Annotated in this window: 9 protein-coding genes and 1 pseudogene; 3 read left to right on the forward strand and 7 right to left on the reverse strand. The window is 72.4% G+C overall.

Annotated elements, in window-relative coordinates; translation table 11 throughout:
• Nucleotides 1-41: 41 nt before the first annotated feature.
• The 4 genes from ACIQGZ_RS11475 to ACIQGZ_RS11490 all read right to left on the reverse strand — a co-directional run bounded on the left by ACIQGZ_RS11475 (nt 42) and on the right by ACIQGZ_RS11490 (nt 5,782).
• Nucleotides 42-2,516 (reverse strand): glycoside hydrolase family 3 C-terminal domain-containing protein, encoded by a 2,475-nt coding sequence (locus ACIQGZ_RS11475; RefSeq protein WP_402601010.1) that lies wholly within the window; start codon nt 2,514-2,516, stop codon nt 42-44.
• A 2-nt stretch (nt 2,517-2,518) separates the two neighbouring features.
• Nucleotides 2,519-3,400, reverse strand: a complete 882-nt coding sequence (locus ACIQGZ_RS11480) for a carbohydrate ABC transporter permease (protein WP_402601011.1) — start codon at nt 3,398-3,400, stop codon at nt 2,519-2,521.
• Nucleotides 3,397-4,392, reverse strand: a complete 996-nt coding sequence (locus ACIQGZ_RS11485; RefSeq protein WP_402601013.1) for a carbohydrate ABC transporter permease — start codon at nt 4,390-4,392, stop codon at nt 3,397-3,399. The genes ACIQGZ_RS11480 and ACIQGZ_RS11485 overlap by 4 nt, the downstream gene beginning before the upstream one ends.
• A 91-nt stretch (nt 4,393-4,483) precedes the next feature.
• Nucleotides 4,484-5,782 carry an ABC transporter substrate-binding protein gene (locus ACIQGZ_RS11490; RefSeq protein ID WP_402601014.1) on the reverse strand — a complete coding sequence of 433 codons (1,299 nt, stop codon included), beginning with the start codon at nt 5,780-5,782 and terminating at the stop codon, nt 4,484-4,486.
• A gap of 502 nt (nt 5,783-6,284) precedes the next feature.
• On the opposite strand from ACIQGZ_RS11490, the pseudogene ACIQGZ_RS11495 reads away from it, so the two are divergent.
• The 3 genes and pseudogenes from ACIQGZ_RS11495 to ACIQGZ_RS11505 all read left to right on the forward strand — a co-directional run.
• A pseudogene (locus ACIQGZ_RS11495) lies at nt 6,285-6,665 on the forward strand (discoidin domain-containing protein); the annotation flags it as partial.
• A 912-nt stretch (nt 6,666-7,577) separates the two neighbouring features.
• Nucleotides 7,578-9,275, forward strand: coding sequence for a discoidin domain-containing protein (locus ACIQGZ_RS11500; RefSeq protein WP_402601448.1), 1,698 nt, complete (start codon nt 7,578-7,580; stop codon nt 9,273-9,275).
• A gap of 115 nt (nt 9,276-9,390) precedes the next feature.
• A complete protein-coding gene (locus ACIQGZ_RS11505) occupies nt 9,391-10,443 on the forward strand; it encodes a LacI family DNA-binding transcriptional regulator (protein WP_402601016.1) in 1,053 nt (350 codons plus the stop codon).
• Between the two features lie 173 nt (nt 10,444-10,616).
• Here ACIQGZ_RS11505 and ACIQGZ_RS11510 read toward each other — a convergent pair whose 3' ends face one another.
• Genes ACIQGZ_RS11510 through ACIQGZ_RS11520 form a run of 3 tightly spaced genes read right to left on the reverse strand, consistent with a single transcriptional unit; the run spans nt 10,617 to nt 12,975 of the window.
• Nucleotides 10,617-11,558, reverse strand: coding sequence for an urease accessory protein UreD (locus ACIQGZ_RS11510; RefSeq protein WP_402601018.1), 942 nt, complete (start codon nt 11,556-11,558; stop codon nt 10,617-10,619).
• Nucleotide 11,559: 1 nt separating this feature from the next.
• Nucleotides 11,560-12,186 carry an urease accessory protein UreG gene (gene ureG, locus ACIQGZ_RS11515; RefSeq protein WP_402601020.1) on the reverse strand — a complete coding sequence of 209 codons (627 nt, stop codon included), beginning with the start codon at nt 12,184-12,186 and terminating at the stop codon, nt 11,560-11,562.
• A gap of 42 nt (nt 12,187-12,228) precedes the next feature.
• Nucleotides 12,229-12,975 (reverse strand): urease accessory protein UreF, encoded by a 747-nt coding sequence (locus ACIQGZ_RS11520; RefSeq protein ID WP_402601022.1) that lies wholly within the window; start codon nt 12,973-12,975, stop codon nt 12,229-12,231.
• Between the last annotated feature and the right edge of the window lies 1 nt (nt 12,976).

The following is a 12,976-nucleotide window of genomic DNA, read 5'->3' on the forward strand; positions in this document are numbered from 1 at the left end:
GCTGGGGCGCGGTCCCCATGTCACCGCGCCCCCCGCCGCCGTCAGCCCACCGCTGACGACGCCGACAACAGCAGCCGGCCGGCCGAGGAACCGGCGTGCAGCGTGTACCGGCCGGGCCGGTACACGAACGCGCCCGCCTGCGGCGACCACTGCTGGAAACTTCGCGGCCCCGGCCGGAGCACCGCCTCGGCCCGCTCCCCGGCCCCGGCCGTGACGGCGGCGTACCCGGCCAGCCGCAGCCCGTCCCCGGCGTCGAGGTAGAGCTGGACGACCTCGCGGCCTGGGCGGTCGCCGGTGTTGCGCAGCCGTACCCGGATCTCGGCCCCGGCCGCCGGGTCGATCTCCCCGGGGGCGGTCAGCTCCTCGTACTCCCAGCTGGTGTAGCCCAGGCCGTGGCCGAACCAGTAGGCGGGCTCGGCGCCGGACCGCAGCCAGGCGCGGTAGCCGAAGTCGGCGCCCTCGTCGTAGCGCAGCACGCCGTCGTCGGGGAGCACGCCGGGCAGCGGGGCGCCGTCGGCCGCGGCGGCCCAGGTGGTGGGGAGCCGGCCGCCCGGCTCGGCGTGCCCGAACAGCACGTCGGCCAGGCCGTGCCCGGCCTCCTGGCCGGGGAACCAGCCCAGCAGTACGGCCGGGACCTGCTCCCGCCAGGGGAGTTCCACCGGGCCGCCGGAGTTGACCAGCACCACGGTGCGCGGGTTGGCCGCGACCACGGCCCGGACCAGGTCGTCCTGGCGGCCGGGCAGTGCCAGCGAGCCCCGGTCGAAGCCCTCGCTCTCGATCTCGTCGTTGGTACCGACCACCACCACCGCCGCGTCGGCGCCGCGCGCCGCCTCGGCGGCCAGCGCGATGGCCTCGTCGGCGGCCGGTCGCGGCGGGTCGGCGGCCAGCGCCACCACCTGGCCGGTGCCGGGTTCGAACCGGCGCCGGGCGACCAGCCGCAGCGGCCGGCCCTCGGTCACCGCCAGCCGGACGCTGCTGAAGGAGGGCGACACATGCAGATAGGTGGGGTCGTCCGACCGGGGGGTGACATAGGTGTCCAGCAGGGTGTGGCCGTCGACCTCCAGGGAGACGGCGCCCAGGCCGACCACCGAGAGGTCCCAGTCGCCGCTGGAGTCGGGCCGCAGCAGGGCGCTGAGCTCGACGCCGGTGGCGGCCCCGAGCGCGGCCGGTCCTGCGGCGGGCTCCAGGACCCGGCCGCTGAGCCGGTGCTCGCGGTGCAGCTCGCGGCCGTCCGCGTCGAGGTAGCGGACCAGGACGCCGGGCTCGCCGGTCTCCGGGTTGCGGGCGTTGCCCGCGTGCAGCGGGGTGGGGCGTACCGAGAGCAGCGGCCCGGCGGCGTGCACCACCTCGGCGCGGCCGTCGAGGGCGGCCCGGATGCCGTCCAGCGGGGAGACCACGGTGGCGGGGAAGACGCCCGCGCTGCCGCCGCCCTGGATGCGGGCCTGGGCGGCGCCCTGGCCGAGCACCGCGACCCGCCGCAGCCGGCCGGGGTCCAGCGGCAGCAGGCCGCCCTCGTTGCGCAGCAGGACGCTGCCGGCCGCGACGGCCCGCCGCAGCAGGCCCGCCGGGTCGGCGGGCGCGGGCGGCGCGGCGGGGCCGGGGACGCTCTCCAGCGCGCCGACCCGGGCGGCCAGCAGCAGGATGCGCCGTACCTTCGCGTCGACCGCCGCCTCCGGCACCCGGCCCTCGCGGACGGCGGCCACCAGTGGTTCGCCCCACAGCGGGTGCGGGCCGGGCATGGCGAGGTCCTGCTCGGCGTTGGCGGCGGCGTCGGTGGAGCGCACCGCGCCCCAGTCGGAGACCACCACGCCGTCGAAGCCCCAGGAGCCCTTGAGGGGTTCGGCCAGCAGCGGGCTCTCCGACATGGTGGTGCCGTTGACCTGGTTGTAGGCGGACATCACCAGCCAGGCCCCGGCACGTACCGCCTCCTCGAAGGGGGCGAGGTAGACCTCGTGCAGGGTGCGCTCGTCGACCCGGGCGTCCAGGGTGAGCCGCTCGGTCTCGGACTCGTTGGCGACGTAGTGCTTGGCGGTGGCGGCGACACCGCCGGCCTGGACGCCCCGGATGTAGGCGGCGCCGGTGCGGGCGGTGAGCAGCGGGTCCTCGGAGAAGCACTCGAAGTGGCGGCCGGCGAACGGTGAGCGGTGCAGGTTGAGGGTGGGGGCGAGCAGGACGTCGATCTGCTTGCGGCGGGCCTCGGCGGCGAGCAGGCCGCCGAGTTCGGTCACCAGCTGCTCGTCCCAGGAGGCGGCCAGCGCGGTGGGGGAGGGCAGCGCCAGGGCGGTGTCGCGCTCGTCCCAGCGTTCGCCGCGCACTCCGGCGGGGCCGTCGGAGACGCTGATCGCCCGCAGGCCGACGGCCGGTTCGGCCGGGGTGCGGAAGGCGCCGGAGCCGGAGAGCAGCGCGACCTTGGCGGGCAGGTCGAGGCGGGCCAGCAGGTCGTCCAGGTGGGCGGTGAGGTCCGGCGCGGTGCTGACGGGCACTGCGGTGAGGGTGTCGGAGTCGCGGGTCGTCATGGTCATCCCTTCACGGCCCCGTTCATGATGCCGTCGAGGATCTGACGGCCCATCAGCAGGAAGACGATAATGATCGGCAGGCTGGAGACCAGGGCGCCGGTCAGCACCAGCGAGTAGTCCTGGATGTAGCCGCTGGCCAGCTCGGAGAGCGACAGCTGCACGGTGGGGTTCTGCTGGGTCATCACGACCTTGGGCCAGTAGAAGTCGTTCCAGCTGGCCATGAAGGTGAGCATCCCCAGGACCGCCATCGCGGGGCGGGCGGCGGGCAGGGCGACGTGCCAGTACAGGCCACGGGTGGTGCAGCCGTCCATCCGCCCGGCGTCCAGCAGTTCGTCGGGGACGGCGGTGACCAGGTACTGCCGCATGAAGAACACCCCGAAGGCGTTGGCGGCGGCCGGCACGATCAGCGCCTGGAGGTGGTCGGCCCAGTGCAGCCAGTTGGCCATCATGATGTAGAGCGGGATGACGCCGAGCTGGGTGGGCACCATCATGGTCGCCACCACCGAGCCGAGCAGCGGCCCCCGGCCGGGGAAGCGCAGCTTGGCGAAGGCGAAGCCGGCCAGGGTGGAGGTCAGCACCACCGAGACGGTGACGGTGGACGCCACGATCAGCGAGTTGAGCAGTGCGAGGCCCATGTCGGCCTGGCCGAAGGCGCGGCCGATGTTGCCGAGCAGCCGGGTGCCGGGCAGCAGCGCCGGCGGTACCTGGCTGAGCGCCGCCTGGTCGCGGGAGGCGGCCACCAGGGTCCAGTACAGCGGGAAGACGGAGGCGATCACCACCACGGCGAGGACGAGGTACACCCCCCAGCCGGCCGACAGCTGGCGGTCCCGCCGGGAGCGGACGGTGCGGCGCGCGGGGCGCTGGGCGAGGGTCGGGGCGCTCATGAGGCGTCGACTCCCTTCATCCGGCGGGCGAGCAGGAAGTTGAGCACCACGATCACCACGATGACCAGGAAGGTCGCCCAGGAGATCGCCGCCCCGTAGCCGTACTTGAACTTCCCCCAGAACTGGTCGTACGAGTACAGCGCCAGGGTCTGGAACTGGTGCTGGGAGCCGCCCGCCATCGGGGTCTGGCTGGCGCCGAACAGCAGCGGCTCGCCGAACATCTGGAGTGCCCCGATGGTCGAGGTGATGACGGTGAACAGGATGGTCGGGCGGAGCATCGGCACGGTGATCGACCAGAACTGCCGCACCCGGCCGGCCCCGTCGATGGCGGCGGCCTCGTACAGCTCGAACGGCACGGCCTGCATCGCCGCCAGGTACAGCAGTGCGTTGTAGCCGGTCCAGCGCCAGGCGACGATCACCGAGATGGCCGCCCAGGAGGACAGGGTGCCGGCCTGCCAGTCGGTGTGGTCCACGCCGAACAGCCCCAGCACCCAGTTGACCAGGCCGAAGTCCCGGCCGAAGAGCTGGACGAAGATGATGGTGACGGCGGCGACCGAGGTCACATTGGGCAGCAGCACGCCCATCCGGATCAGGGTGCGCCCGCGCAGCCGGTAGTTGAGCAGATGGGCCAGGGTCAGCGCGAGCAGCAGCTGCGGGACGGTGGCCAGCACCCCGATGCCGAGGGTGTTCTTCAGGGCGTTCCAGAAGAACTGGTCGTGCAGCAGGGTGCGGTAGTTGTCGAACCCGACGAAGGTGCCCTCGCTGCCGTCGGTGTCCGCCCGCCAGCCGGTCAGTGACACATAGGCGGTGTACAGCAGCGGGAAGAGCCCGAAGACTCCGAAGACCGCGAAGAACGGGGCGATGTAGAGGTAGGGGGACGCGCGGCGCTCGGCGCGCTGCCACCGCACGCTGCGGCGGGCGGGCGCCCTGGGCGGTGGGGCTCCGGGCACCGCGGGCCGGCTGACGGCGGGCGGGGTGTCGGTGGCGGCCATGGGGTGTGCTCCTGGAGGAGTGGCCGACGGGGTGCGGAGCGGGGATGGGACGCACCCCGCCGACACGATCTGGGCGGGTCCTGCGGCGGCGCTACTGGCTGATGTTGGCGATCTCGGCCAGGGAGTTGGCCCACGCCTTGTCACCGGTCGCCTTGCCCTGCTCGACGGAGAGCAGGCCGTTGGCGAAGACGTTGCCGATGTCGGCGCCGTGCGGGCCGATCGGCTGCGGGCTGAGGTTCTTCGCCGAGTCGGAGAAGGTCTTGCCGGTGGGGGCGTTGTTGAACAGCGGGTCCTTCAGGTCGGCGATGTCCGGCGAGGTCCACAGCGCCTGGTCGGACGGGAAGAAGCCCTTGTTCTTGAACAGCCACGCCTCCTGCTCGGGGGCGGTCAGCCACTTGGCGAGGTCCACCGCGGCCTGGATGTGCTTGCCCTGGGCGGGGACGGTCAGGTACGAGCCGCCCCAGTTGCCGCCGCCGCCGGGGATGGCGGCCATGTCCCAGGTGCCGCCGTCGGCCGGCGGGTTGGCCTTGAACTCGTAGCTCATCCAGGCGGGGCAGGTGACGGTGGCGAACTGGCTCTTGCGGAAGCCGGTGTCCCAGGCGGGCGTGAAGGCGGCGATGCCGGCGGACTCGCCGTCCTTGATCGCTCCGGCGACGGTGTCGAAGGTCTGCTTGACCGCCGGGTTGGAGGCGGCGACGACCTTGCCCTCGGCGTCGTAGAAGCCCTGCGGCGCCTGGGCGACCATCGCGGAGAAGACATTGCTGCCCGCGTCGAACCACTTGACCTTCTTGTCGGGGCTCTTGGCCAGGAACTGCTTGCCGGTGGCGAAGTAGGAGTCCCAGCTGGAGAGCAGCGAGGAGACCGCGGCCCGGTCGGTGGGCAGCCCGGCGGCCTTGAACAGGTCGCTGCGGTAGCAGAGCGCCAGGCCGCCCATGTCGGTGCCCAGGCCGAACAGCTTCCCGCCGTCGGGGCTGGAGGCGGGGGCCGTCTTGGAGGGCACCCACTGGTTCTTGTCGACGCCCTGGTCCAGGAAGTTGACGAACTTGCCCGCCTGGCCCTGGAAGCCGGCCACCTGCCCGATCTCGATCGCCTCGATGTCGGCGGTGCCGCTGCCGGCGATCAGGTGGGCGTGCAGGTTCTGGTGGTGGGCCCCCATGTCGGCCCGGTTCTCCTTGATGGTGACGTTGGGGTGCAGCTTCTGGTATTGGGCGTAGAGCTCCTTGTACCCGAAGTCGGAGTACAGGTTGACCGTCAGGGTGACCTTGGCGTCGGGGTCGGCGGCGGCGGCCGGACTGCTGTCGCTGCCGCAGCCGGTGAGGAGCAGTGCGCCGGCGACTGCGGCCCCGGTCCCGGCGAGCCACGATCTCCGTCTGGTTGCTGCGTCGCGCATGGGGGTTCCTCGGTGCCGGTCGAGTGGTGACTCGATGGGTGAATGTGCGCAGGGAGGTTCGCCCGGCGGAGAGCAGTCCTGTCCACTGGGCGGGGAAGGGGGGAACGCCGATTGGAACGCTAACTGGAGAGCGCTCTCCCGTGTCCGTACACTCACGTGCCTCGGCTGAACTGTCAAGACCTCCCGGGTGATCCGGGAAGAGTGGTCGGAGGGTATGCCCGCCGGTGTCCCTGGTTGTCAGACTTTGCGGGGGCGGGATCTCAGCGTGGCCCTGTCACATCCCTTGACACCCCGGAAATGCGCCAGCAACCATCAGGCCCGGGAGAGAGCGCTCTCCAAGCCTGCGCCTCCCCGCCCTCTCCGCCCTCCTTCCCCCCAACTCCCCACCCAGGAGCCGTCCATGAGTACCACCCCGCAACCGGTGCGCCCGCGCACCCTGGCGCCACCGGTCCGCAGTGCCGTCGCCCTGTTCATCACGGTGGGTCTGGCGCTGTACGCCCTGATGGTGCCGACCGTCCGCGCGCACGCCGCCGAGACGCTGCTCTCCCAGGGCAAGCCGGCCACCGCCTCCTCCACCGAGGGCGACGCCTGGCCGGCGAGCGCCGCCGTCGACGGCAACACCACCACCCGCTGGGCCAGCGCCTGGAGCGACCCGCAGTGGCTCCAGGTGGACCTGGGCGCCACCGCGACGCTCAGCAAAGCCGTACTGACCTGGGAGAACTACGCCACCGCGTATCGCATCCAGGTCTCGGACGACGCCTCCCACTGGACCGACGCCTACAGCACCACCGCCGGCGCGGGCGGCACCCAGACCGTCGCCCTGAACGGCAGCGGCCGCTATGTGCGGTTCTACGGCACCGCCCGCTCCAACGGCTACGGCTACTCGCTGTGGGAGTTCCAGGTCTACGGCACGCCGGGCACCGGCGGCGGCACCGGCGGCGGTGACGGCGGCACGGGCGGCGGGAACGGCGGCGGCACCGGTGGCGGCACGGGCGGCGGCGACGGCGGCACCGGCGGGACCCTGCCGGGCAACTGGAGCACCGTCTGGAGCGACGACTTCTCCGGCGCGGCCGGCGCCGCCCCCGACGGCGGCAGCTGGATCACCGACACCGGCACCTCCTACCCCGGCGCGGCCGACCACTGGGGCACCGGCGAGGTGGAGACCTCCACCGCCAACGCCGCCAATGTGAGCCTGGACGGCAGCGGTCACCTCAACCTCACCGCCGTCAAGAACGGCTCCGCCTGGACCTCGGGCCGGGTGGAGACCAAGCGCACCGACTTCGAGGCCCCGGCCGGCGGCCAGCTGCAGATCTCCGCGACGATCAAGCAGCCCAACCCCGCCAACGGCGCGGGCTACTGGCCGTCCTTCCGCGCGATGGGCGCCGCCTACCGGGGCAACACCTCGACCTGGCCGGGCGTCGGCGAGCTGGACGTCCTGGAGAACGTCAACGGCCGCAGCCAGCTGTCGTCCACCCTGCACTGCGGCACCGCCCCCGGCGGCAACTGCAATGAGTACAACGGCCTGACCAGCGGCCTGGCCAGCTGCACCGGCTGCCAGACCGGCTACCACACCTACGCCACCGTCATCGACCGCACCCGGTCCGACGAGCAGGTCCGCTGGTACCTGGACGGCAAGCAGGTCTGGCAGGTCAACGAGAGCCAGGTCGGCACCACCGCCTGGAACAACGCCATCCACCACGGCTTCTTCCTGGTGTTCAACCTGGGCATCGGCGGCTCCTACCCGGACGCGGTCTGCGGCTGCACCACGCCGTCCGCCGACACCTCCTCCGGCGGCGTGCTCAGCCTGGACTCGGTCACCGTCTCCCGTACCACCGGCACCGCGCCGGCCCCGCTCACCGACCCGGCCGTGCCCACCGGCGGCAGCACCGTCAAGGTCACCGGCTCGCAGGGCAACTGGCAGCTGACCGTCGACGGCAAGCCGTACCAGGTCAAGGGCCTGACCTGGGGGCCGTCCAATGACACCGCCGACTCCCGGATGCGCGACCTGAAGTCGATGGGCGTCAACACCCTGCGCACCTGGGGCACCGACGCGGGCAGCAAGCCGCTGCTGGACAGCGCCGCCGCCTACGGGCTGAAGGTGGTCAACGGCTTCTGGCTCAACCAGGGCGCCGACTACGTCAATGACACGGCGTACAAGAACAGCACCCTGGACGACATCAAGAAGTGGGTGACCACCTACAAGAACCACCCCGGCGTGCTGATGTGGGACGTCGGCAACGAGGTGCTGCTGACCACGCAGGACCACTACTCCGGCGCCCAGATCGAGCAGCAGCGGATCGCGTACGCCAAGTACGTGGAGCAGGTGGCGCAGGCGATCCACGCGATCGACCCCAACCACCCGGTGACCTCCACCGACGCCTGGACCGGCTCCTGGCCGTACTACAAGCAGTACACCCCCAGCCTGGACCTGTACGCGGTCAACTCCTATGGCTCGGTCTGCAACGTCAAGCAGGACTGGATCAACGGCGGCTACACCAAGCCGTACATCATCACCGAGACCGGCGAGGCGGGTGAGTGGGAGGTACCGGGCGACGTCAACGGCGTGCCCACCGAGCCCACCGACATCGCCAAGCGGGACGCCTACGTCCAGGCGTGGAACTGCATCACCGGCCACACCGGGGTGGGGCTGGGCGCCACGATGTTCCACTACGGCAACGAGAACGACTTCGGCGGTGTGTGGTTCAACGTCATCCCCAGCGGCTGGAAGCGGCTGGCGTACTACTCGGTTGTCAAGGACTACAACGGCACCGCGCCGACCAACACCCCGCCGGTGATCAGCAGCATGTCGGTCGCCAACAGCACCGCCGTCCCGGCCGGCGGCACCTTCACCGTCTCCAGCACGGCGAGCGACCCGGACGGCGACGCGATCCGCTACCAGCTGATGTACTCCACCAAGTACGTCGACGGCGGCACCGGATTCCGGCAGGTGACCTTCACCCAGACCGGCGACGGGCAGTTCTCGGTCACCGCGCCCAAGCAGCTCGGGGTGTGGAAGGTGTACGTCTACGCCTTCGACGGCCACGGCAACGTGGGCATCGAGACCAAGTCCTTCCGGGTGGTGGCCCCCACCGCCAACGGCACCAATGCGGCGCTGGGCAAGCCGACCACCGCCTCCAGCTACCAGGCCACCGGCGACGGCGCGCCCTTCCCGCCGTCGAACACCACCGACGGCAACTGGAACACCCGCTGGGCCAGCGAGTGGAGCGACGCCCAGTGGGTCCAGGTGGACCTGGGCAAGACCACCGCCGTCAAGCACGTCCAGCTCGGCTGGGAGGCCGCCTACGGCAAGAGCTACCAGATCCAGCTCTCCGACGACGGCAGCAACTGGCGGACGGTCTACACCACGACCACCGGGAGCGGCGGCGTCGACGACTTCGACGTCTCCGGCTCCGGCCGCTACGTCCGGCTGAACCTGACGCAGCGCGGGACGGCCTACGGCTACTCGCTGTACGAATTCGGCGTGTACGCCTGAGGCGCACGCCATGGGAACGGGGCGGGCACGGCGGACGGCGGCAGCCGACCGCCGTGCCCGCCCCCACGTGTGGGATCGCCCTGGAGAGCGCTTTCCCACGTGGTATAACAGCAGCATGAGCAGCAGCCGTCCGGCGGGGCCACGCCTGCCCACCCTCGAGGACGTCGCACGGTCCGCCGGAGTCTCCCGGGCGACCGTCTCCCGGGTCGTCAACGGGACCCGCAACGTGGACCCGGAGATCCGCAAGACCGTCCTGGCGGCGGTGGCCGCCACCGGCTATGTGCCCAACCGGGCGGCCCGGTCGCTGGTCACCCGGCGTACCGACACCGTGGCCCTGGTCTTCTCGGTGCCCGACCGCCACGCCGAGCAGGACCCCTTCCTGGGGCAGGTCTTCAGCGACCCCTTCTTCGGCCGGATCGTCGGCGGGCTGCTCACCGTCTTCCGTCCGCGCGGGGTGCACCCGGTGCTGATGCTCGCGGACTCGGCGGCCAGCCGCACCGCGCTGCTGGTCGAGCTCCAGCAGCAGCGCATCGACGGCGTGGTGCTGGTCTCGGTCGCCCCGGAGGACCCGCTGCTCCGGCTGCTCACCGAGACCGAGGTGCCGGCCGTGCTCTTCGCCCGGCCGACGGTGCCGGTGCCGATCAACTACGTGGACGTGGCCCACCACGCCGGGGCCCGGATGGCCACCGAACTGCTGCTCGCCCGGGGCTGCCGCCGCCTCGCCACCATCTCCGGCCCGCTGGACGCACCGGCCGGCCAGGACCGGCTGGCCGGCTTCCGCGAGGCCATGGCCGAGAACGGGCACGCCTTCGCCCCCAGCGTCGAGGGCAGCTTCACCCAGGACGGCGGGGAGCGGGCCATGGCCCGGCTGCTGGCCGAGTACCCGCAGACCGACGGCGTCTTCGTCGCCAACGACCTGATGGCGCAGGGCGCGCTGCTGACCCTGCGCGACCAGGGCCGGCGGGTCCCGGAGGACGTGGCGGTGGTCGGCTTCGACGACAGCAGCGCCGCCCGCGCCGCCCGGCCGCAGCTGACCACGGTCCGCCAGCCGGTGGAGGACATGGCGGCCGAGATGGCCCGGCTGCTGCTGGAGCGGATCGAGCGGCCGGACCAGCGGGTCACCTCGGTGATCTTCAAGCCGGAGCTGGTACGGCGGCAGTCGGCCTGAGGGCGGGCCGGCCGCCGCCGTACGCGGTGCCGCCGGCCGCACCCGGCGGCAGGCCCGGGACGGAGCGCCCCCGCCCCGGGCCCGGGTGCCGTCCCGTCAGGCCGCGCCGGAGCGGGAGATCGGCAGGTCCTCGATGGCCACCTGGACGATGCCGGCCCGGCACGCGGCCGCTCCTAGGGTTTGCGCAGGTCGGGGGCCGGGTGGCCGGTGAGCAGGAGGCGCACGGCGTTCCACGCGGCGCGGACGGCGCCCGCGACGCGGGGCTGCTCGTCCCCCAGGACCCGGACCCAGGCCCCGCAGTCGCCGGGCAGCACGCTCGCCCCGTAGGGCAGGCTCTGCCCGGCGAGTGCCAGGTGCAGCGTGTCGGCGACCTCGGCCGGGGGGCGGCGGTCGGTGACGACGTACAGCGAGGCGACGTGGTCGTGGCCGTGGAAGACGCCGGGGCCGGCGACCCCGCCGGGGCCGTCCGGCCGCAGCCGTACGGTGTCCAGGGCCAGCAGGGTCCCGTCGGGGCGGCGGAGCTCCAGGTCGGCGGTGAGGAGGGTGTAGGCGTGCCGTTCGCCACGGGCGAGCCTGCCCGCGGCGATGGTCTCCCCGTAGACGACCGTGGCGGTCGGGGCGACGGTCAGCACCGCGCTCTGGTGCAGGCGCGCGCCCCGGAAGGGGATCAGCGGGTCCGGCAGGTATTCGACGTACGCGTGGTCCCCGGCGGAGAGCTGGAGCCGCTGCGTCGCGTAGTCGTGCTCCATCCGGTAGACCTTGGTGGCCGCCTGCGTGGTGAAGTGCGCCTCGGTGCCGGGGCCGCAGCGCAGGTCCTGGCGGTAGCGGTCGGCCTGGGCGATGCCGCCGCCCGTGGACATCGCGTAGGTGAAGGCCATGCCCGGCAGGGCCGGGTCGATGTAGAGCGGCCGCATGATCTGTAGCGGTGCCTTCTGGTACCGCTCGACCAGTTCGGTGCGCTCCCCCACCCGGGCGTAGCCGAGGTCGAGGATGCCCACTTTCGCCGGCGAGCCGGGGCCGAGGGTGTCGGGCACCGAAGAGAACGCCGCGATCTCCGGCGGCAGCCGGAGGGGCTCGTAGTACGCGGGAGTGAGCCGGTCCCGGGTGGCCGGCATGTCACATCAGCACCTTGCGGCGTGACTCGACGAAGGACGCGACAAGGTCGACGCCCTTCCCGGTGAGGCAGTCGGTCAGCACCACGGGCCCCTCGCCGCGCACCCGGTGGGCGTCGGACTCCATGACACCGATGTCGGTCCGGACGTACCGGGCAATGTCGATCTTGTTGATGACCAGCAGGTCGGAGTCGGTGATACCCGGCCCCCGCTTGCGCGGCATCTTCTCGCCCTCCGCCGTGTCCAGGACGAAGACGAACAGGTCGACCAGCGCCGGGCTGAAGGTGAGGGTCAGATTGTCGCCGCCGCTCTCGTAGAGGAGGGTGTCGACGTCGGGGAACCGGTCGAGCATCTCGGCGCCCGCGGCCAGGTTCATCGTCGGGTCGTCGCGCACGGCCGTGTGCGGGCAGGCGCCCGTCTCGACGCCCACGATCCGCTCGGCGTCGAGCACGCCGTCCAGGGTGCGGCGGATGTGCTGTGCGTCCTCCTGGGTGTAGATGTCGTTGGTGATCACCGCCGGGCGGTGGCCGCTCCTGGTCAGGAGGGGGACCAGCGCCTCGATCAGGGCGGTCTTGCCCGAGCCGACAGGTCCGCCGATGCCCACGCGCAGGACGTTGTCTCTGTCTCGCATCTTCTTCCTCTCCCGGGGACGGTCGCCGGGGACGGCGGCCGGTCAGCTTGCGAACAGGCGTGCCTCGGCACGCTCGTGCCGGGCGGACATGATGTCCGCGGCGAAGGTGGTCGCCCCGATGTCGGCGAGCTCGCGGGCCAGTGCCGCCTCCGTCGTCTCCTCGATCACCGGCGCGGTCTGCCGGAGCATCCGCTGGGCCCGGCGGTGGTCGGTGAGCCCGAGCCGCAGCGCCGCACCGGCGAAACTGGCGCAGAACGCGAAGAGATCGGCGGCGACGGCCTGCCCGACCGGTACCCGCGTCAGCGCGTAGACCACGGCCGCCGCCACGGCCTGGGTGCCCGGCGCCTCCCGGCGGACGACCCTCTGGTGGTACGCCGCGATGCCGGGTGCGCCGAAGACTTCCTGGGCGAGGTCGAGCAGTTGGCGTCCGGTGCGTACGGACGTCAACCGCATCTCCCGGTTCAGCTTGGTCGCGTACAGCCGCCGGTCGGTGGTGGCCACCGCCTCCCAGTCGTCCGCCGTGGCGGCCCGGTGCGCCAGCGCCAACGCGGTGGCGTCCGACGGGCCGACGCCGTGCCGCAGCAGGTCCTGGAGCAGCACCGGGAGGGAGCGGTCGTCCACCGCCCGCTCCTGGGCGAACCCCTCAAGGCTGTGGGAGAGGGTGTAGAAGCCGCTGGGGAACGCCGAATCGGTCAACTGGAGGCTGACCAGCAGTGCTCCCAGATCCGTCCGGGCCGGGCCGCACCGGTCGGCGGACGCCTCCGCCCCGGCCGTCCCCTTGCGGTACATG

The organism is Streptomyces sp. NPDC092296 (assembly GCF_044755465.1).
Lineage (GTDB): Bacteria > Actinomycetota > Actinomycetes > Streptomycetales > Streptomycetaceae > Peterkaempfera.

Excerpts from the sequence above, each read along its gene's own strand:
- ACIQGZ_RS11485 (WP_402601013.1), bottom strand. The coding sequence starts at position 4,392 with ATGGCCGCCACCGACACCCCGCCCGCCGTCAGCCGGCCCGCGGTGCCC.
- ACIQGZ_RS11480 (WP_402601011.1), bottom strand. The coding sequence starts at position 3,400 with ATGAGCGCCCCGACCCTCGCCCAGCGCCCCGCGCGCCGCACCGTCCGC.
- ACIQGZ_RS11505 (WP_402601016.1), top strand. The coding sequence starts at position 9,391 with ATGAGCAGCAGCCGTCCGGCGGGGCCACGCCTGCCCACCCTCGAGGAC.
- ACIQGZ_RS11510 (WP_402601018.1), bottom strand. The coding sequence starts at position 11,558 with ATGCCGGCCACCCGGGACCGGCTCACTCCCGCGTACTACGAGCCCCTC.
- ACIQGZ_RS11520 (WP_402601022.1), bottom strand. The coding sequence starts at position 12,975 with ATGTACCGCAAGGGGACGGCCGGGGCGGAGGCGTCCGCCGACCGGTGC.
- ACIQGZ_RS11490 (WP_402601014.1), bottom strand. The coding sequence starts at position 5,782 with ATGCGCGACGCAGCAACCAGACGGAGATCGTGGCTCGCCGGGACCGGG.
- ureG (WP_402601020.1), bottom strand. The coding sequence starts at position 12,186 with ATGCGAGACAGAGACAACGTCCTGCGCGTGGGCATCGGCGGACCTGTC.
- ACIQGZ_RS11475 (WP_402601010.1), bottom strand. The coding sequence starts at position 2,516 with ATGACGACCCGCGACTCCGACACCCTCACCGCAGTGCCCGTCAGCACC.